Source organism: Rhodoferax fermentans (assembly GCF_002017865.1).
GTDB classification, from domain to species: domain Bacteria; phylum Pseudomonadota; class Gammaproteobacteria; order Burkholderiales; family Burkholderiaceae_C; genus Rhodoferax; species Rhodoferax fermentans.
Genome location: NZ_MTJN01000002.1, coordinates 1,074,702 through 1,093,899 on the forward strand (window position 1 = coordinate 1,074,702; position 19,198 = coordinate 1,093,899).

Consider the following 19,198-nt stretch of genomic DNA (forward strand, 5'->3'; position numbering starts at 1 on the left):
CGGCTGTCACCGATTCTTCATATGGCCCAGCAATAGTCGCGGGCTGTCATTGTGTCAGTCAAGCCATTTACAAAAAATTCCATGTCATTGTCCGAACCCCATATTTCCGTGCGCGGATTGCGTGTGGCCTACGGCGCCCACGAGGTGCTCAAAGGCATTGACCTGTCGATCACCCGGGGCAGCTTTGTGGCGCTGCTGGGGCCATCCGGCTGTGGCAAAACCACCCTGCTGCGCACGCTGTCAGGTTTTACACCGTCCAGTGCGGGCAGCATCAGTGTCAACGGCCGCGACATCGCCCACGAACCGCCCGAGCGGCGCGACATGGCGATGGTGTTCCAGTCGTACGCGCTGTGGTCCCACATGAACGTGGCCCAGAACATGGGTTACGGACTGAAGCTGCGCAAGATGCCGCGTGCCGACATCGCGCGCCGCATCAGCAGCCTGCTCGACATGCTGGGCTTGCAAGGGTATGCCGAGCGCCCGGTGACCGAACTCTCCGGCGGCCAGCGCCAGCGCGTGGCTCTGGGGCGGGCACTGGCGGTGGAGCCGCAGATTTTGCTGCTGGACGAACCGCTGTCCAACCTGGACGCACGCATTCGGCTGCAAATGCGCCACGAAATCCGCGCCATCCAGCGCAAGTTGGGGGTGACCGCCGTTCTGGTCACGCATGACCGCGAAGAAGCCATGGTGATGGCCGATCAGGTGGTGATTCTGGACCGGGGTCAGATTGCCCAGATTGGCACACCCGAAGAGGTCTTTCAGCACCCCAAAACACCTTACGTGGCCTCGTTCATGGGAGCAGAAAACATCATCCACTGTGAGGCCGAGGTCTCGCACGCGGGGGTGCATCTGAGTGTGCCCGGCCTGCCCGGCGCCAGCATCCGCTGCCAGGCAGCGCTACCGTCCAGCGGCCCGGCGCAGGTGCACTTTCGCAGTGAGGCCGCCCGCCTGCAGATGCCAGGTGAGCCTGCGCAGGACAGCCTGCAGCTGCCCGGGCGGGTGACCCAGGTGAGTTACCTCGGTGGCGGCTACCGCTGCGAGATCCAGACGCATTGCGGCCCGTTTTTCATCGACCACCACCAGAGTGTGGCCCACGACCAGGCGGTGGCGGTGCATGTGCCCGCCGCTGCCTTGCATGTGTACCCGCGCGAAGTCTCCCGCCAGACACTGGCACAACACTGAACCCCTCTTCTTTTTTGCAACTCATCAGGACTTTTATGAAGCCATTCCAACGCGCCCTTTCCTTGTCCATCGCCCTCGCCCTGGGCTCGCTGAGCCTGTCGGCGCAGGCGCAGGTCACCCTCAACGTGATCAGTGGTGGTTCACAAAACATGGTCGACTACGTCACCGACTACCTTGGCCCGCTGTTTGAAAAACAGAACCCAGGCGTCAAGGTCAGCGTGGTCGGCACCGGCCCGGACGACGCTGGTTCACAAAAAATGTTGGAAAAACTGCAGGCGCAAAAAGCCGCCGGTCTGGCCACCTGGGACACCGACGTGATCGTGCCGAACCAGCAAAAAACCGGTGAGATGGTGCAAGCCGGCCTGCTGCTCAAATACCGCGACAGCATCAGCACCGGCAAATACGCGGTGAGCCAAAGCGCCAAACAGGCACTGGGTGTGAATGTGGACGGTTATGTGATGCCGATGTTTGAGAGCCAAACTGCCCTGGCCTACAACCCCGACCTGATCAAAAACCCGCCCGCTTCTTACGACGAACTGCGGTCTTTTGTGGCCAAGAACCCCAAGAGTTTTGGTTACAACGGCCTCAAGGGCGGCATGTCGGGTGTGGCCTTTGTGGTGGGCTGGATGTATGCCTACGGCGGCAACCCCGATGTGGTGCAACAAGGCCCGTACGACGCCAAAGCCCAGGCTGGCTGGAAAAAGGCCTTTACCGACCTGAAAGCTTTTAACCAGCAGGTGGTGTTCACCCCCGGCAACGCTGGCACGCTGGACATGCTCAACCGCGGCGAAATCGCCATGGGCCCGGTCTGGGTCGACATGTTCCACACCTGGCAAGCCGAAGGCCGTCTGGCGCCTAACCTGAAGCTCAAGCTGCTCTCACCCGGCATGCCTGGCCAACCCTACTACTACGCCATTCCGGCCAAGGCCAAAAATGTGGAACTGGCCAAGAAGTTCATCGCCCTGGCCACCAGCCCCGCCGTGCAGGCCGAGGGCATTGTCAAACGCTTCAACTGGTACCCAGGCATCGACGCCAATGTGGTCAAGTCCTCGCTGGATGCCAAAACCTGGAACCAGCTGTTTGTCGACGTGACCCCGACCGACCTGGCCAAGTTCAGCAAACCGTTCCCGCTGGCGCCCTTCTTCAAGGACATGCGTGAGCAGTACGAAGCCCAGGTGCAAAACTGAGGTGATGCCCCGTATGCAGCGCCCCACCTCTTCTTTGGCCATGCTGGCCCTGTTGGCACCGGCCGTGTTGATGGTGGGCCTGTTGTTTGTTTACCCGCTTGGGATGTCGCTGACCTATGCGTTCCATAACGAGCTCACCGGCGGCTGGGACTTGGGCAACTTCAGCAAAGCCTTTGCCCTGTATGGCGGTGACATCGCCCTGACGGCCGGTGTCACCGTGTTGTCCACCGCGCTGGTGGGTGTTTTGTCGATTGCCATTGCCGGTTACCTGACGCTCGGTGAAAACCAGCGCGCGGTGGCCATCCTGGGCTGGATCTACCGCTGGCCGCTGTTCATTCCGTTTGTGGTGGCGGCACAGTTGATGCGGACCTTTCTGGCCAAAAACGGCATGCTCAACAACACCTTGATGTCGCTTGGCCTGGTGGACCCGCTCAACGCGGTGAGCTTGCTGGACTGGCGCGGTGTGGTGATCACCTTTGTCTGGAAACAGCTGCCGTTTGCCACGCTGCTGATCTGCGGCGCCATGGCCGCGATGGACCGCTCGATGATCGAGTCGGCCCGCGGCCTGGGCGCCGGGCGGCTGCGGGCGCTGCTCGAGATTGTGTTGCCGCAGGTGCAGGCCACGGTCTGGGTGGCGTTGATCCTGTCGTTTGTCACGATGTTGTCAGCGCTGTCGGTGCCGATGATGGTGATTGCCGGTTCCCCCACGATGTTGACAGTCGACATGGCCTGGCGCGTCAACTCTTATGGTGACTACGGCGTGGCCAACGCGCTGGGGTTTGTTTCTTTCACCATGAGCGGTGTCGCCGCCTGGTTTTACCTGCGCCAAGGTCTGCGCGACGGCAGGCCTCCCAAATGACTTTGACCCACTTCCGCTTTCCTGCCTTTCTGGGCACTGTGTTACGTGGCCTGTTGATTGGCCTGCTGGCGGTGGCCATTTTTGGGCCACTGCTCAACATGCTGATCTGGACGGTGACCGAGGCCTGGTACTACCCAGCCAAGTTACCGGTGCGCTGGGGTTTCGCCTTTTGGGACAAGGTGTTCCGGCCTGAGGCGGGGGCCATGCGCGCCCTCTCCACCAGCCTGGTCATCGCGCTGCTGACGGTGGTGCTCAGCCTGGCTGTGGCGATTCCAGCTGGCTACGCGCTGTCCAAACGCCACTTGCCGCTGCGCAGCCTGTTCCTGCTGTTTTTCCTGCTGCCGCAGGCGTTTCCGACCGTGGCGGTGCATCTGAACATTGCCCGCATGTTTTACGGGCTCGGACTCACCGGCACCATCTGGGGCGTGATGCTGGTGCACGCGATCCAGGGGCTGGTGTTGGCGATCTGGATTGCGTCCGCCGCCTTTGCTGCGATTGGCCAAGAACAGGTCGAAGCTGCGCGCAACCTCGGGGCCTCACCGCTGCGCGCTTTTATGACGGTGTCGCTGCCATTGGCGGCGCCGGGGCTGATGGCGAGTGCGATTTTTGTGTTCCTGATTTCACTCGACGAGTTTTCCGGCACCTTTTTTGTCGGGGTGCCCAACATCCAGACGCTACCGTTGACGATGCTCAACGCTGCGATGGAAGGCAATTACCAGATCGCCTCCATCACCGCCTTGTTGCTGCTGGTTCCGTCCACGCTGTTCATGCTGTTTGTGGAACGTTTCCTCAAGGCCGATGTGTTGGCCAGCGTGGGTAAATAGGTGTTGCCATGACCAATGAGTACTCCATCTGGCTGTTGCCAAGCACTGCCGACACCGCGCGGCTCCATAACAGCATCGCGCTGTTGTCCAGCCACCTGGATGGCCCGGTGTTTGCACCCCATGTCACGATCCAGGGTGACATCAGCACCGAGTTGGCGCCCCTGAGCCACCTGCTGGAGCGGCTGGCGGCATGCCAGGCGCCGCTGCGCTGGCGTGTGGACGGTGTGGAGAGCAGCGAACACTTTTTCCGCTGCCTGTACCTGCGGCTATCGCTGACACCAGCCTTTGGCCTGATGCAGCAGGCCACACAAGCCATCACCCGCACCGCAACGGGGCTGTCGCCTTTTCCGCATCTGAGCCTGGCGTATGGTGAACCCCACCCACACATCGCGGGCCTGCTGGGGCCACTGGCCGAGCAGTTTGAGGGGCAAGAGCTGGTGTTTGACCAGTTGGCGGTATGCCGTTCGTCCAAAAACGTGCCAATTGAGCAGTGGTGTATTCTTGAGAGCCACTCTTTGAGCCCAGCCGCATGACCACCCCCTTGATGCAAGCCGTGAAAGAGCTGGCCCTGTCCGCAGGCCCGCTGATACGTGACGCTTTTCTGGCGCCAGACCGCCCCGCCTACAGCCTCAAGGGCCAGCAGGATTACCTGACCGAGACCGATCTCGCGGTTGAGCAGTTTGTGCGTGAGCAGATCAGCCAGCGTTTTCCGCAGGACGGTGTGCTGGGTGAAGAAGGCGGCGGCTTGACCGACGTCGAGCGCCTGTGGATTGTTGACCCGATTGACGGCACCGCCAACTTTGCCCGCAACATCGCGCATTTTTGTATTTCACTGGGTGTCATGGTGCACGGCCAGCTCGAAGCCGGTGCTATCTACGACCCGATGCGTGACGAGCTATTTCTGGCCGGGCGTGGCCAGGGCGCCTGGCTCAATGGCCGACGCCTGCAGGTGAGCAGCATCGATACGCTGACGACAGCCAGCGCAGAAATCGGCTGGTCCAGCCGCAAACCGGTGGATGCTTACCTTGACCTGGTGAGCCGAACCATGCACACCGGCTGCGCGGTGCGTCGGGCGGGCTCGGGTGCGCTGGGTTTGGCCTATGTCAGTGCGGGGCGCATCGAGTGTTATGCCGAACAACACATCAACGCCTGGGACGTGGCAGCAGGCCTGCTGCTGGTGACCGAGGCCGGTGGCCGCATCAACCCGTTCTGGGCCAATGACGGTCTGCGCCAGGGCAATGCGGTGCTCGCCAGCAATGCGCTGCTGGCAGACAGTTTCAGCGCCCTCACCCAGATTTCGCTGGCCTGAGCCCCCACAAAACCCGTCAACCCCACACAGCTTTGCCGCCCCATGTACAAAGGGGCATGATCCAAAACGTATGGCGCTCTGCAGCGCCGATCCTGCCCCTGCTGCTGGCTGCAACCTTGGCACATGGCCAATCGGCCTGCAGCAGCGATGACCAGCCCGCGCCCACCTTGTTGTTCGAGCGTTTTATCAACGCCGACTGCGACGCCTGCTGGCGCGACTCCAACACTGCCGCTGCCCCTCCCAAGGCCCTGGTGCTGGACTGGATCGTGCCTGGCAGCCAGGGTGAAGACGCCGCACTGGCCGCAGCGGCCAGCAGCGATGCCCTGGCCCGGCTGGCCTCACAACAACAGCCCCGCCCGACCACCCAGAGCCAGCGCAGCCAGGCGGTTGCCAACTGGCCTGGTTTGACACTGCGCGTGGCGCATGGGCCAGCGGTCAACAACTATGTGGGGATGTCGGTATCGCTGACGCTGCCAGCCAACAGCGCGCTGGCCTGGCCGCTGTCAGGCTGGGTGCTGCTGGTGGAAAACCTGCCCAGCGGCACCGAGGGTTCACCACGGCCAAGGAATCTGATCAGAAATGCACTCCAGCCCTTATGGAACAAGGGCCAAGCACTATCAAATCAGGAAACAATCAGCCTGGAAGACTTCCGCGCCATGAGCCTGCCCGAGGGCACAAAGACGAACCGGTTGCAACTGCTGGGCTGGGTGCAAGACGCCCAGGGCCAGGTGCTGGCTGCGGCCAGTTCACTGTGCCCCAAAGAAGAGACAAGCGCGCCTAGCGACCAAACACGGTAGAATCAGACACCGGGCCCAAGCAATTGCAGCCCGGTTTTTTGTGCCCGCTCGGCCCTCGCGCCGCTGCCAGCACCAACCGGTCGCAATCCAAGCGCTCTTGTTTTTAACTTTTAGAAAGACGCTTGACCATGGAAATTTTCGACTACGACAACATCTTGCTGCTGCCCCGCAAATGCCGGGTGGAGAGCCGCTCAGAATGCGACGCCGGGGTGGACTTTGGACCCCGCCGCTTTCGCATCCCGGTGGTGCCGGCCAACATGAAAACAGTGGTGAGTGAGCCAATTTGTATCTGGCTGGCGCAAAACGGCTACTTCTATGTGATGCACCGCTTTGACCTGGACAACGTGGCCTTCGTCAAGGACATGAAAGCGCGTGGCCTGTACGCATCGATCTCGCTCGGCGTGAAAAAGCCCGATTACGACACGGTGGACCAACTGGTGGCCCAAGGCCTGACGCCCGAATACATCACCATCGACATTGCTCATGGCCATGCCGACAGCGTGAAAAACATGATTGCTTACCTGCGCGAGAAGATCCCGAGCACCTTCATCATTGCCGGCAATGTGGCCACCCCCGAAGCGGTGATTGACCTGGAAAACTGGGGCGCCGACGCCACCAAGGTCGGCATTGGCCCGGGCAAGGTCTGCATCACCAAACTCAAGACCGGTTTTGGCACCGGCGGCTGGCAACTCAGCGCGCTCAAATGGTGTGCCCGTGTGGCCACCAAACCCATCATTGCCGACGGCGGCATCCGCGACCACGGCGACATTGCCAAGAGTGTGCGTTTTGGCGCCACCATGGTGATGATTGGCTCACTGTTTGCCGGCCACGAAGAAAGCCCGGGCCAGACCGTGGAAGTGGACGGCAGGCTCTACAAAGAGTACTACGGCTCGGCCAGCGACTTCAACAAGGGTGAATACAAACACGTGGAAGGCAAACGCATCCTGGAGCCGATCAAAGGCAAACTGGCCAACACCCTGATCGAGATGGAGCAGGACGTGCAAAGCTCGATCAGCTACGCCGGTGGCAAGAAGCTGATGGACATCCGCAAGGTGAACTACGTGACGCTGGGTGGCGACAACGCGGGTGAACACCTGCTGATGTAACCAGACCAGCTCTGCCCACAAGGCAGAAAAAACGCGAAATTTGCCTATATAATTTAGGGCTTCGACGGCGGTGTTAACCGCCACCCGAACGGGAATTTAGCTCAGCTGGTAGAGCAGCGGACTCTTAATCCGTAGGTCGAGAGTTCGAATCTCTCAGTTCCCACCAAAACACAATAAAAAGCACTTAGCGTCACAACTAAGTGCTTTTTTATTGCCTGCAGCAAATCACACGACATTTGGGTCCCCCATGTGAGTAGAGAACCTGTCCCATGAGTACCTCACGCAAGGACTTGCGAGTCCGGGTGCTACAGGCCCTGGTGGCCATCGTCGTGCTGATCGTTGCGGGTACCGCAGTGCTCAAGGTGATCGGCAACGAGTACCGCCGCAGTCTCGCTGACCACATCATCAGCAACCTCAAGACCATGGAGCGGGTTCTTGCTTTGCAGCAGCAGGACTCAGCCGCCCGTGTCCAAACGATTGCCGACGAACCTCGCTTCAAGGAGCTGACCAAACGTCTGCTGGTTGGCCCCAGCGAACGGGCGGCCCATGACAACATCAAAAGCTGGATCACACCACGCTTCAAGAGCCGTGGTTTTGAAGACTACCAGTTGATCTCGGCCGACGGGCTTCACGTGATTGCCTCGGGAAATAGGCAATACATTGGCCAATCGACGCTGCCGTCGACACAAGAGGCGTTGCGCTTGGCCGAGTTGACAGGTGCCGCCATGACGCGGCCTATTTCAGCGCATCACCCGGTTGCCGGCCTGGTGATTGACAACCCCAACGATGTTGCCTACCAGCTGTCTTGCTCACGCATCAACGAGGGCATAACCAACCTCGCCTTCCTGTGTTTGCATGAAAACCCCTTTCCACGCCTGTATCGGCTGTTACACGCGGGCCGCTCCGGGTTGACCGGTGACGCCTATGTGGTTGATGATGCTGGCCAAATCCTGTCGCCGGTCCGTTTTGAAAAAAGTCTGCCCCACCCCATTGGCGCGGAACCCGGCTGGAGCCTGTTCGGCTTGTCTGCCCACCTCATGCAAGACAACGCTGAGGTCACCGACCAACCCAGCAATAGCTTTTATACACAGGTGGTGGCACGTTTGCTGGAACACGATTCGCTGCAGACCAGCCTGATCGAGAACTACATCGACTTTCGCGGACGGCGGGTCGTCGGTGCAGCCTCTTGGTTGCCCGACACGCAGATGGGCATCGTGATTGAGGAGGAGATGGACGAGGCCTTTCGCTCGTACCACTTTGCGCTCAACACCCTGGTGGCGCTGATTGGCTTGGGGGTTGTCCTGATTGCCGCGTTGACGTGGCTGGACTTGCGCTCGCGGTTTTCACTGGCACGCAGTCAGCAACAGCTGGCCGCCTTCCGTGACAACATTCCGGCCGAGATCCATATGAAGAGTGCATCAGGCCGCTACCTGATGGCCAACCCGGTCTTTGAGTCAGCCTTCAACGCCCCGCCCGGCCATGTTCTCGGCAAAACCGACGCCGAACTGTTTCCGCCCGAAGAGGCGCGCAGACGCGAAGCCGAACACCGTGAGGTGGTTCGCAGCGGCCAGGCGTTTCGCCTGAACCAGACGCGGCCGTCCGGGGATGACGGTGAAACCACCTACAGCGTGGTGTGTTTCCCCGTGCGGGGGGATGACGACAAGACGGTGGTTGCCGTTGGCACCGTGGCGCTGAACATCACCGAGCAGATCCGCACACAGCGGGAGCTGGAGGAGATGACACGCACGCTGGAGGACAAGGTGGTGGTGCGCACCGAACAACTGGCCGCTGCCCGCGACATGGCCGAGGCAGCAGGCCGCGCCAAGGCCGAGTTCCTGGCGAACATGAGCCACGAGATTCGCACCCCGCTGAATGCCATTCTGGGCATGAGCCATCTCGCGGCGCATGTCAATACCTCACAGCGTGTTGCACACTACATTGAGCGCATTCGGTCATCTGGGCAACATCTGCTCGCGATCGTCAATGACATTCTGGATCTCTCCAGGTTCGAGGCGGGGAAACTGCCGATTCACCACACCGAGTTTTCACTCGAAGGTTTGCTCTCCAATGTGGCTGACCTGGTCTGGGAGCGTGCTGATACCAAGGGACTGGAGTTGATCATCGCGATCGAGCCTGGCCTGCCCGACATGCTGGTGGGTGATGCGATGCGCATCGGTCAAATCCTGATCAACTTTGCCAACAACGCCGTGAAGTTCACTGGGGATGGTGATGTGGTTCTGCGTGTTGCCGCGCTCAACCGGAATGGTGCACAGATCACCCTGCGTTTTGAGGTGGAAGACACGGGCATCGGGATCACCGAAGAACAACTGTCCCTGCTGTTTTCACCTTTCCAGCAACTCCATGGTTCAGCAAACCAGGGTTTCGAAGGCACGGGGCTGGGCCTGGCGATCAGCAAAAATCTCGCAGAGTTGATGGACGCCAAGGTTAGCGTCCGGTCACAGACCGGCTGCGGCAGCGTATTTGCATTGGAGATCTGTCTGACAGTGAGTGCGCAGCTTGGCTTGACGGCCCCTCCCACGTCCGTAGAGGGCTGCAGGTATGCGCTGGTGGTGGATGACAACACCCAGGCGCGTGGCCAGTTGGCCAAGCTGTTGCGTTCACTGGGCATTTTTGTCGACGAGACCAGCCAGGCCCAGCAAGCCATCACGCAGCTTGCCAAGGTCGACGCAGAGAATCGTCCCTACGACATTGTTTTCATCGACTGGCGAATGCCTGAAATGAACGGGCAGCGGTTGGCCGAGGACATCCAGCAGCTGCCTTTGCGTGGACTCAGGCCACGACTGGTGTTGATGGCCAGCAACGTGCAAGGTCTGCCAGACCACGTTGATCGTTCACTTTTTGCAGCGGTGATGTCCAAACCTGTAACCCCCTCCGAGCTGCTGGATACCGTCACCAGACGGGTGCATCCCGAACATGCCAGCAAAGCCCCTGTATCCGGCTTGCCCGTGCGCTGGGAAGGTCTGTACGGACGTCATATCCTTTTGGTGGAAGACAACCCGATCAACCAGGAGGTGGTGCACGGCCTTCTGGACCTGGTTGGCGCCCGTGTCAGCATGGCCCGTGACGGCTCACACGGCATACGCCTGTTGCAGGAACATACCTTCGACTTGGTGCTGATGGACATCAATATGCCGGTCATGAACGGTTTTGAAGCGGCGGACCTGATCAAACAAGATCTTCGTTTTGCAAACTTGCCGATCATCGCGCTGACGGCCAACGCCCTTGGCGGGGACCGCGAACGCTGTCTGGCAGCGGGCATGAGCGACTACATCGCCAAACCGATTGACCCCAACCAGATGTTCCCGATCCTTCTGCGCCACCTGCCCGTGGCACCCAAACCGCAAGAACCGGCGCACGTCCTCGAGCAACAGGCGCCTGTGCGGAACGTCCCCGGCAACGATGTTGAGACCATGCTCGTTGCCGTGGCCCGGATTCCGGGTGTCAACGTCACCGAAGCGGTGTCACGCATGATGGGGCGGCGCGAACTGTATGCCAAGCTCGTTGTCCGCTTTGTTGCCGAACGCAAGGGCATGTTGGAAACGCTGGAACAGGCCCTGCACCTCGGGGACCGAGAGACTATGCTTGATGTCATCCACAACGCCAAGTCGATGTTGGGGGCACTGGGTGTTGAGGATCTGAAGCATCGCGCTGCTGCCCTGCAAAGCGCACTGAGCGAAAACGGGGACCGCAGCGAGACCCCTCATCTGGAGGCAGATATTTCGGTGTTCGCAGCCGATTTTGCAGCACTGTTGCTGCGCCTCAAGGAGCTCACACCAAGCTCCGCCTGACACCGCCAGACAGCCGTTTCGGGGGCCGAACGTAGAATGCCAGAAACAGTGGGTGAATCGGCGATCCGTATCAGCGACAGAGATATGAACAATTTGGAATTGGCATGATGCGGACTGTATGCCCAATCGTTTATGTCATTGATGATGATGACATGGCCCTCTGGATGTTTCGGGAGTTTCTGGCCGACGTCGAAGCTGACATCCGAACATTCACGTCAGCACAGACCTTTCTCGACGCCTATCACCCTGGTCCCCACGAATGTCTGATTTGTGATCTGCGTATGCCTGGGATCGACGGGCTTGAGGTGCAGCGCCAGTTGCTGGAGAAAGGCAGCCATTTGCCGATCATCCTGGTTTCTGGCTACCCCGCAGTTCACTGCGCTGTTGAGGCCATCAAAAAAGGCGCTGTTGATTTTCTTGAAAAACCCGTTGATGGTGCGACGCTGGTCGAGAAGGTGCAGAGTGCGCTGGCTCGCAGCCGTCAGCTGTATGAAGAAGACAAGCTCAGAGCCATGCGAGAAGCTCGGCTGTCATCCCTCACACCCAAGGAGCGCCAGATTGCAGAACTGGTGATTACTGGCAGATCGAGCCCGAAGATTGCAGAAGACCTCCAGATCAGTGTGCGCACGGTGGAAAACCACCGTGCTCGGCTGATGGAGAAACTCAATGTCACCTCCGCCATTGAGCTGGTCAGACTTTTTCTCTGAGTTGTGACCTGGTCCCGTGATGGCCTGCACCATCCGGTGGCCACACACCAACGCCATGCCTGATGCGTTTGGCACACCACCGGTGTCTGAGTAGATCTACTCTTTTCGTCACCCACTGAGTGACACACAATTTCTTCGTTTGATCGATGAAGCAGCGCGTTGCTTCATCGATCAAACGCTCAATCATCGCAGTTCAACAAGGAAGACAAATGCAAGTATTCAAGAGGATTCTGAGCCCCATCGCCCTGGTAACCGCTCTGGTCTTTGCCGCCAGTGCCGGTCAGGCGGCTGACATCAAGGAACGCAGCCTGAAGTTTCCGATCGTCAACGCGATCGACCATCCGCAAGGCTTGGGTGTGCAAAAGTTCATTGAGGTCGTTGACAAAAAGAGCGGCGGCAAAATCAAGATCAAGGTTTTCCCGAATGGCACACTGGGTGGTGAACAGCAGGTCGCATCAGCCATGCAGGGCGGCACAATCGAGCTGTCGGCCATGTCACCCGCACAGATTGTTGGCACGATCAAGGAGTTTGTCGTTCTCGACTTCCCCTTCTCGTTTGCCAACGTGGCACAAGCCGACGCAGTGCTCGACGGCCCGTTCGGCCAGAAACTGATGGACTACATGCCGGCCAAAGGTTGGGTGGGCCTGGGTTTCATGGAACAAGGTTACCGCAGCATCAGTAACAGCAAACGACCAATCAACAAGCTCGAAGACATCAAAGGTCTGAAGATCCGCACGATCTCCAACCCGCTTTACGTTGACATGCTCAATACCTTGGGTGCCAATGCGGTTGCCATGCCCTTCCCGGAGCTTTACACAGCGCTCGAAATGAAGACCGTCGATGGCCAGGAAAACCCGGAAACCTCGGTCGATTCGAGTAAGTTCTACGAAGTGCAGAAGTATTTCAGCGCTGATCGCCACATCTACAACCCACAGATGATCATGGCCAGCAAGAAGTTCTGGGACACGCTGTCGGCTGATGAAAAGAGCATCTTTCAAGAAGCCATGGTGGAGGCACGCAACGTCCAGCGTAAAGCTGCACGCGCAATGACCGACAAATCGCGCAAGGTGCTGATCGAGCACGGCATGCTGCTCAACGAAATTGCGCCAGCCGAGCTGCAGCGTATGAAGGACGCGGTCAAACCGGTCACCGACAAGTACGCTGCACAGCTTGACCCGGCGCTGGTCAAGGCCTTCTACGCTGAACTCGATAGAACCAAGAACCTGAAGTAGTCCTACGACAAGTTGCGTCGGGATGGTCATTGACCAACCCGGCGCTGTTGTGTATCAGCTGGCAAGTGGCAAGGCAAAAATTATGAAAATATTGGAGATTTACCTGATCAAACTGTTCAACAGTTTGATAGTGGCGTTTCTGGCGGTGATGTTGGTTTTGGTGTTCGGCAACGTCGTTCTGCGCTATGTATTCAACTCGGGCATCACAATCTCTGAGGAGCTGTCTCGGATCATGTTTGTCTGGTTGACTTTCCTGGGCGCGGTCGTGGCCATGAAAGAACATGCCCATTTGGGTATCGACACCCTGACAAAACGTTTATCACCAAATGCGCAAAAGTTTTGTGTGGTTGTCACCAGCCTGCTGGTGCTTGGCGTCTGTGGCTTGGTTCTGGTTGGCAGTTGGCAGCAGACGGTGATCAATCTCGGCACCGAGTTCCCGGCAACCGGCATGCCTGTTGCCGTGCAATATGCCGCCGGGATCGTCGCCAGCGTCGGAATCGGAGCCTACTTGGTCCGCAACATCTATGTTGTGCTGATCGGTCAGGCCAACGCGCAGGACCTGATGATGGGGAACAGTTCGCTCGATCAGATCGAGACCCATGGCAATAACCAAAACAATGCGGGGAGCGGCAAATGACCTTGGCCATTTTTCTCGGCTGCCTGATCGGTTTTATGCTGGTCGGTGTACCGATCGCTTTCACCTTGTTGTTGTCCGGTACCGCGCTGATGTGGTACATGGGCATTTTTGATGCGCAGTTGATTGCCCAGAACCTGATCAACGGGGCTGACAACTTCGTTTTGTTGGCTGCGCCGTTCTTCATGTTGGCCGGCGAGTTCATGAATGCCGGGGGCCTTTCCCGCCGAATCGTCAACATGGCCATGGCCTTGGTCGGACACATCAAAGGAGGCCTCGGTTACGTGGCCGTCGTTGCAGCGATCATCATGGCCAGCCTCTCCGGATCAGCTGTGGCGGATACCACGGCACTGGCCGCTTTGTTGTTGCCCATGATGCGCGAAGCCAAGTATGACGAAGGTCGTTGCGCCGGGCTGATTGCCTGCGGGGGCATCATTGCACCCATCATTCCACCAAGCATTCCCTTCGTCATTTTTGGCGTTGCCGCACAGGTTTCGATCACCAAACTGTTTTTGGCGGGCATTGTCCCGGGTGTTTTGATGGGGATGTCAATCATCTTTGCCTGGTGGTGGGTGTCGCGCCATGACAAGTTGAAAACCCAGAAGCGCCCGCCTGCGGCAGAAATTCGCAAGACTTTTGTTGAAGGCATCTGGGCGCTGTTCCTGCCGGTGATCATCATCGTTGGCCTGAAGATGGGCGTGTTCACACCGACCGAAGCAGCCGTGGTGGCGGCAGTCTATGCCCTGTTTGTCGGAATGTTTGTTTACCGCGAGCTCAAGTTCAAGGATCTCTACAAACTCTTCCTGAGTGCAGGAAAAATGACCGCCGTGGTGATGTTCCTGGTGGGTGGTGCGATGGTGACGGCTTGGCTGATCACAGTGGCTGATTTGCCGGGTCAACTGGTTGAACTGCTTGGCCCTGTCCTTGATTCGCCAAAACTTTTCATGTTTGCGATCGTCATCGTCACACTGATCATCGGCACCTCGATGGACATGACACCAACCATATTGATTCTGGCGCCGGTCTTGATGCCGGTCGTCAAACAGGTGGGCATCAACCCGGTGTACTTCGGCGTGATTTTTGTCATGGCCAATGCCATTGGGTTGATTACGCCACCGGTCGGCACATCGCTGACCGCCGTCTGTGGGGTGGGCAAAATTCCGGTGGGAAAAGTTGTCGTCGGTATGTGGCCCTTCCTGTTGGCAGAAGTGAGCGTCATCTTCTTACTCGTTCTGTTCCCGGATTTGGTTCTGGTCCCGCTGGCTTTCCTGTCGCGTTAGGGCAACACTGATCAAGTCCCCAGTTGGCCCATGACTTGCATGGTTCGTGGCATCCCAAGCAGGAGATGCAGATGAAACAACAAACTCTGGCCATGGCCGAACAACAAAGCTTTGAGACCTACCGCAAGCCCACGCGGCGCGATGAGTTCTTGAAGACCATGGAAGTCATCGTTCCCTGGGCCGCTCTGTGCGAAGTCATCGAGCCGTTTTACCCCAAGGCCGGTAATGGGCGTCCCCCCATCGGGCTTGAGCGTATGCTGCGCATCCACTTCATCCAGCACTGGTTCAACCTGGCAGACCTGGCCTGTGAAGAAGCTCTGTACGACAGCGTGAGCCTGCGTCGCTTCGTGGGCATTGACCTGGGGCGTGAATCTGTGCCGGACGCCACCACGGTGTTGAACTTTCGCAAACTCCTCAACAAGCACAAACTTGGCCAAGCCCTGTTTGCCCAAGTAGGCGCTGTCTTGCAAAGCAAGGGCTTCAAGCTCAACACCGGCACCATTGTGGACGCCACCATCATTGGTGCACCGAGTTCCACCAAGAATGCGAATAAGGCGCGCGACCCGGACATGCACCAAACCCGCAAGGGCCAACAGTGGTACTTTGGCATGAAGTTGCACATCGGTGTGGACAGCCAAAGTGGTCTGGCCCACCATGCGGTGGTCACAGCAGCCAACGTGCATGACAAACACCCACTGCCCAGTTTGTTGCATGGCAAGGAGCAACGCGTCTATGGCGACAGTGCCTACGCCAGCCAGAAGGAGCTGATCCGCAGTGCAGCACCCAAGGCCAAAGACTTCACCAACCAGCGCAGTCGCCGCTCTGGTGTGGTCGATGAAGGCATTCGCGCCAAGAACCGCAACAAATCCAAGATCCGCTCACGCGTGGAGCATGTATTTGCTGTGGTCAAGCGCCTGTGGGGCTTTGGCAAGGTGCGTTACCGTGGGTTGCAGAAGAACGCCACGCGGGCGTTTACTGCTTTGGCGCTGGCCAACATCTATCTCTGCCGACAAAGGCTGATGGCACAGGTGCGTCCATGAGGGCGCAATAGGGGGTGAATTCCCCCTGAAACAGCCTCAAAGGGGGCAAAAGCGAGCTCAGCTGGTCGCAATTTCGACAACTTCGGTTTCTCGATACCGCTGGGGCCTGCTTTGACTCTACTTGTTCAGCGTTGCCTTAGACGTTGTTACGCATGGGACAACGCTGTGTAAAACCCGACCAGTTTTGTCACATCAGCGTTGAACCTGTGCAATCTGCGCCACGTTTCAGCTGAGCGCACACATTTAAAGCCTGCCGTCTGCCGCGCAGGCTTTTTCAATTTCCGAGAGGTGATTTACAAGACGCTGCTTGACCCAGTCCAAGGCCGATCCGCATTTCAGGGCCCAGGCCCTTGGTCAAACGATAGCAGATCAACAAGCGATAAACACAATCGCCTGTTGACACATCAATGTCGGTGACTCAGAGCGCTTGGATCTTGGCCCAGACACCGTCATCCACAGGAATACCATTGGCCAAGTTGGTATTGCGGATGGCCAGGGAATTCTCCCCGGGATACAGCACAGACTGATTGGGGTCGACACGTTCAGAAGCATGCAAATTCTCGAGAACCTCTTCGACGGCGGACTTCAGGTAGTCTTCGCCAGCAATGTTGTTGGCATCCAGTGCAATGAACATCTGTGACAGGCCATATTCGTCATTGCTGAGTTGGCCAACGCTCGCCACCGAGCGCCCACCAGATAGCACCGTGGCCACCAGATCCAGCACAATCGACAGCGCCGAGCCCTTCCAATAGCCAATCGGTAACACGCGCCAGCTTTTCAAGATCTCATTCGGGTCACATGACAATTGTCCCTGCTCGTCAAAGCCTCCCGGTACAGGCAGCATTTCGTTACGCAAGGCCTTGTTTTCCATCTGACCGTAGGAAAACTGCGCCATGGCAACATCCACAACAACATGGCCCCCCTGCCTCGGCACCGCCATGATGAATGGGTTGTTGCCAATGCGCCGATCACGCGCGCCCCAGGCTGGCATATTGGGCTGGGTATTGGTCCAGCAGATGCCAATACAGCCAGCATCAGCGGCTTGCCAGCCATAACTGCCACCGCGCAGCCAGTGGTTGGTGTTCGCCATGGCAACGCAACCTATGCCATTGGAACGTGCCAGCTCAATGGCCCGGTCCATCGCCAGCTTGGCATTCACGTTGCCCAGGCCAAGGTTCCCGTTCCAACGCTCGAAGGCACCCATACCGTCGACTTTGGTGGGCTTGGCCTTGAGGTTGATGTACCCCTTGTCAATGTACTCCACCACACGCGGGAAGCGGTTCACACCATGCGAGTACACACCGTCACAGCTTGATTCGGTCATCAACTGCGCCGACAGGTCGGCGGTGGCTTCGTCACAGCCCTTTTTCATCAGGACGCGTTTGAACTGTGCTTTCAGGTCTTCAAAGGAAATGCGGGGCATCGTCTATTCCAATCGATTTGAGCGGGCAAAGGCATTCAGTAACCCTTTTGCCTGCGGTAGTTTTCCAATATTTTATCTGCCACCCAAGTGGAGCGAACCGCGCTGTCCACACTGCCGGGGCACGGCGCCACCCCATTGAGATCGTCCACCATGCTCTGGATGAAGGGCTGTTGCACATGCGGTGGATTGGGTATCTCCAACAGCTGCTCACCGTCACCATTGACCAGCTTGAGGGGTTTGTCAGAAAAGAATTCAAAACTGATGCTGCCCTTGGAACCCACGATCTGGATGGCATCTTCGTTGGCAGTGCCAACGTAGCACCACGAGCCCACGCCCTGCACACCGCTGGCATGTCGCCAGGTGGCGGTGACGGTGTCCTCCACCTCATACAAACCCGCCTGGTTGCTGGCAATGCCGTGCACTTCCTCGATCGCGCCGAACAGGAAATCGAACAGGTCCAGTTCGTGGATACCCATGTCAAGAAACTTGCCGCCACCAGCCACATCGGGTCGCAAACGCCAGGGCAGCGTGTCAGGCGACAGGTCTTCCGTCGCGGGCGGCTGATGTTGCACAACGCGCACCAAGCGCACGGCACCGATGGCGCCACTGTCGATCCAGGCCTTGACCTGGAGAAAACGCGGCATGGCCCGGCGGTAAAACGCGACGAACAAGCGCACGCCCTGCTGCTGGCAGGCCTCCACAATGTCGCGGCACTCTTCAAAACGCAGGGCCATCGGTTTCTCGACATACACATGTTTGCCCGCCTTGGCAACCAGCAAGGACAGCGCTTTGTGTGATGACGGTGGGGTGGCGATGTAGACCGCGTCGATGTCCGGATCGGCCACCAGCTCTTCACTGCTGGCGTAGACCTTGGGGACACCATGGCGTTCGGCGAAGGACTGCGCATGTTGGAGCTGTCTGCTGGCTACGGCCACCAGCGCACTGTTGTCAGACTTGTAGAACCCCGGCCCACTTTTCACCTCGGCCACGGACCCACAACCAATCATTCCCCATCGGATCGTTGTCATGGTGAGCCTCAAGCCAGCAGGGAGGCACGCACTTTGATCACCACCTTGCGGATGGCCTGCGGCTGGTCAACAACACAGCCCGGGCGGTGTACATCGGTCGGGAAAAACACAGCAAAACTGCCGGGGGTCATGGTCAAGGTGGATTCGTTGTCCACGTCGGTGTAGAGCAGCAGATCACGCTCAGCCAGTTGGTCGCTGAACACGAGGTTGTGGCCGGTGTCTGCGGCAACACCAATCTTTTCAGCGCCTTGAACCAGAAACTGCACGTCAATGAACTGACGGTGGACCTCTGGCCGCGCGTCGGCCAGGGGACGGGTCAACATGTCAATCACCTGGACACGGATGTCATTGCCCTGCAACTCGTAGTTGCCCGCTGGCAGCGCCGCAAAATCCGTGGTTCTGAGGTGTTCAACCGCCGTTTTGAGCGGTGTTGGCAACCAGGCAAAGCTGGACGCCAGGTCTTTGATGTGTCCGTAAATCATGTGTTTCCTATGGAGTGGGGTGTTGGGAAGTTGAGTCGCCCCGCATGGCATCGGTCGCCGTGGTGTTGACGTGAAAGCGGGGGCATGGGTGTTTGATGCGGTTGGCCAATGGGCCATGGCCTTGGCCCATGGAATATACCCAATGCGGGGCGCAGCTTCTGTCCGAGCAGATCACCACCAAGGCACTGTCATCCGCAGAGTGCTTGCCACTCAGGAACATTGTTTCCTGAAACCTCATGCTAGCCGCAGTTTTGGGGCAGGTCCGTGCCCATTGATGTGCCGTCTGCACAGCTTAATTC

At 58.5% G+C, this 19,198-nt stretch carries 17 protein-coding genes and 1 tRNA gene; 15 read left to right on the forward strand and 3 right to left on the reverse strand.

Translation table 11 applies throughout. From position 1 onward, the window contains the following. The first annotated feature begins 81 nt into the window (after positions 1-81). From RF819_RS05225 to RF819_RS05295, 15 genes are all read left to right on the forward strand, one after another. On the forward strand, positions 82-1,182 hold the full coding sequence (locus RF819_RS05225; protein WP_078363996.1) for an ABC transporter ATP-binding protein: 1,101 nt from the start codon (positions 82-84) through the stop codon (positions 1,180-1,182). Positions 1,183-1,217: 35 nt separating this feature from the next. Then, a complete protein-coding gene (locus RF819_RS05230; RefSeq protein WP_078363997.1) occupies positions 1,218-2,369 on the forward strand; it encodes an extracellular solute-binding protein in 1,152 nt (383 codons plus the stop codon). A gap of 13 nt (positions 2,370-2,382) precedes the next feature. Next, positions 2,383-3,228, forward strand: a complete 846-nt coding sequence (locus tag RF819_RS05235; protein ID WP_200224489.1) for an ABC transporter permease — start codon at positions 2,383-2,385, stop codon at positions 3,226-3,228. Further along, positions 3,225-4,052, forward strand: coding sequence for an ABC transporter permease (locus tag RF819_RS05240; protein ID WP_078363998.1), 828 nt, complete (start codon positions 3,225-3,227; stop codon positions 4,050-4,052). The genes RF819_RS05235 and RF819_RS05240 overlap by 4 nt, the downstream gene beginning before the upstream one ends. Before the next feature lie 8 nt (positions 4,053-4,060). Beyond that, positions 4,061-4,585, forward strand: coding sequence for a hypothetical protein (locus RF819_RS05245; RefSeq protein WP_078363999.1), 525 nt, complete (start codon positions 4,061-4,063; stop codon positions 4,583-4,585). After that, entirely contained in the window at positions 4,582-5,361 is a 780-nt protein-coding gene (locus RF819_RS05250; protein ID WP_078364000.1) for an inositol monophosphatase family protein, read from the forward strand. The genes RF819_RS05245 and RF819_RS05250 overlap by 4 nt, the downstream gene beginning before the upstream one ends. Positions 5,362-5,417: 56 nt before the next feature. Then, positions 5,418-6,158, forward strand: a complete 741-nt coding sequence (locus tag RF819_RS05255; RefSeq protein WP_078364001.1) for a hypothetical protein — start codon at positions 5,418-5,420, stop codon at positions 6,156-6,158. Positions 6,159-6,286: 128 nt separating this feature from the next. Continuing rightward, the gene (locus RF819_RS05260) at positions 6,287-7,264 is read left to right on the forward strand and encodes a GMP reductase (protein ID WP_078364002.1); all 978 of its coding nucleotides are present in this window, start codon (positions 6,287-6,289) and stop codon (positions 7,262-7,264) included. Between the two features lie 90 nt (positions 7,265-7,354). Next, a tRNA-Lys gene (locus RF819_RS05265) sits at positions 7,355-7,430 on the forward strand. Positions 7,431-7,533: 103 nt separating this feature from the next. Next, entirely contained in the window at positions 7,534-11,073 is a 3,540-nt protein-coding gene (locus tag RF819_RS05270) for a response regulator (RefSeq protein ID WP_078364003.1), read from the forward strand. A gap of 107 nt (positions 11,074-11,180) precedes the next feature. Next, positions 11,181-11,780 carry a response regulator transcription factor gene (locus RF819_RS05275; protein ID WP_078366784.1) on the forward strand — a complete coding sequence of 200 codons (600 nt, stop codon included), beginning with the start codon at positions 11,181-11,183 and terminating at the stop codon, positions 11,778-11,780. 209 nt (positions 11,781-11,989) lie between these two features. Next, on the forward strand, positions 11,990-13,012 hold the full coding sequence (locus RF819_RS05280) for a DctP family TRAP transporter solute-binding subunit (protein WP_078364004.1): 1,023 nt from the start codon (positions 11,990-11,992) through the stop codon (positions 13,010-13,012). A 22-nt stretch (positions 13,013-13,034) separates the two neighbouring features. Next, positions 13,035-13,649 (forward strand): TRAP transporter small permease, encoded by a 615-nt coding sequence (locus RF819_RS05285; RefSeq protein WP_242473305.1) that lies wholly within the window; start codon positions 13,035-13,037, stop codon positions 13,647-13,649. Next, the gene (locus tag RF819_RS05290; RefSeq protein WP_078364005.1) at positions 13,646-14,926 is read left to right on the forward strand and encodes a TRAP transporter large permease subunit; all 1,281 of its coding nucleotides are present in this window, start codon (positions 13,646-13,648) and stop codon (positions 14,924-14,926) included. Before RF819_RS05285 ends, RF819_RS05290 begins: the two co-directional genes overlap by 4 nt. 71 nt (positions 14,927-14,997) lie before the next feature. After that, complete coding sequence (locus RF819_RS05295; RefSeq protein ID WP_078366726.1) at positions 14,998-15,966, forward strand: IS5 family transposase; 969 nt, start codon at positions 14,998-15,000, stop codon at positions 15,964-15,966. 418 nt (positions 15,967-16,384) lie between these two features. Here RF819_RS05295 and yiaK read toward each other — a convergent pair whose 3' ends face one another. From yiaK to RF819_RS05310, 3 genes are read right to left on the reverse strand one after another with little or no spacing between them, the layout of a single operon-like run. Further along, positions 16,385-17,389: a 3-dehydro-L-gulonate 2-dehydrogenase gene (gene yiaK / locus RF819_RS05300; RefSeq protein WP_078364006.1), complete on the reverse strand. Its 1,005-nt coding sequence runs from the start codon at positions 17,387-17,389 to the stop codon at positions 16,385-16,387. 35 nt (positions 17,390-17,424) lie between these two features. Next, positions 17,425-18,417: a Gfo/Idh/MocA family protein gene (locus RF819_RS05305; protein WP_078364007.1), complete on the reverse strand. Its 993-nt coding sequence runs from the start codon at positions 18,415-18,417 to the stop codon at positions 17,425-17,427. Positions 18,418-18,425: 8 nt separating this feature from the next. Continuing rightward, on the reverse strand, positions 18,426-18,899 hold the full coding sequence (locus RF819_RS05310) for a NanQ anomerase/TabA/YiaL family protein (RefSeq protein ID WP_078364008.1): 474 nt from the start codon (positions 18,897-18,899) through the stop codon (positions 18,426-18,428). Between the last annotated feature and the right edge of the window lie 299 nt (positions 18,900-19,198).

Coding starts and splice junctions, on each gene's coding strand:
- RF819_RS05225 (WP_078363996.1), top strand. CDS start 82: ATGTCATTGTCCGAACCCCATATTTCCGTGCGCGGATTGCGTGTGGCC.
- RF819_RS05230 (WP_078363997.1), top strand. CDS start 1,218: ATGAAGCCATTCCAACGCGCCCTTTCCTTGTCCATCGCCCTCGCCCTG.
- RF819_RS05235 (WP_200224489.1), top strand. CDS start 2,383: ATGCAGCGCCCCACCTCTTCTTTGGCCATGCTGGCCCTGTTGGCACCG.
- RF819_RS05240 (WP_078363998.1), top strand. CDS start 3,225: ATGACTTTGACCCACTTCCGCTTTCCTGCCTTTCTGGGCACTGTGTTA.
- RF819_RS05245 (WP_078363999.1), top strand. CDS start 4,061: ATGACCAATGAGTACTCCATCTGGCTGTTGCCAAGCACTGCCGACACC.
- RF819_RS05250 (WP_078364000.1), top strand. CDS start 4,582: ATGACCACCCCCTTGATGCAAGCCGTGAAAGAGCTGGCCCTGTCCGCA.
- RF819_RS05255 (WP_078364001.1), top strand. CDS start 5,418: ATGATCCAAAACGTATGGCGCTCTGCAGCGCCGATCCTGCCCCTGCTG.
- RF819_RS05260 (WP_078364002.1), top strand. CDS start 6,287: ATGGAAATTTTCGACTACGACAACATCTTGCTGCTGCCCCGCAAATGC.
- RF819_RS05270 (WP_078364003.1), top strand. CDS start 7,534: ATGAGTACCTCACGCAAGGACTTGCGAGTCCGGGTGCTACAGGCCCTG.
- RF819_RS05275 (WP_078366784.1), top strand. CDS start 11,181: ATGCGGACTGTATGCCCAATCGTTTATGTCATTGATGATGATGACATG.
- RF819_RS05280 (WP_078364004.1), top strand. CDS start 11,990: ATGCAAGTATTCAAGAGGATTCTGAGCCCCATCGCCCTGGTAACCGCT.
- RF819_RS05285 (WP_242473305.1), top strand. CDS start 13,035: ATGGTCATTGACCAACCCGGCGCTGTTGTGTATCAGCTGGCAAGTGGC.
- RF819_RS05290 (WP_078364005.1), top strand. CDS start 13,646: ATGACCTTGGCCATTTTTCTCGGCTGCCTGATCGGTTTTATGCTGGTC.
- RF819_RS05295 (WP_078366726.1), top strand. CDS start 14,998: ATGAAACAACAAACTCTGGCCATGGCCGAACAACAAAGCTTTGAGACC.
- yiaK (WP_078364006.1), bottom strand. CDS start 17,389: ATGCCCCGCATTTCCTTTGAAGACCTGAAAGCACAGTTCAAACGCGTC.
- RF819_RS05305 (WP_078364007.1), bottom strand. CDS start 18,417: ATGACAACGATCCGATGGGGAATGATTGGTTGTGGGTCCGTGGCCGAG.
- RF819_RS05310 (WP_078364008.1), bottom strand. CDS start 18,899: ATGATTTACGGACACATCAAAGACCTGGCGTCCAGCTTTGCCTGGTTG.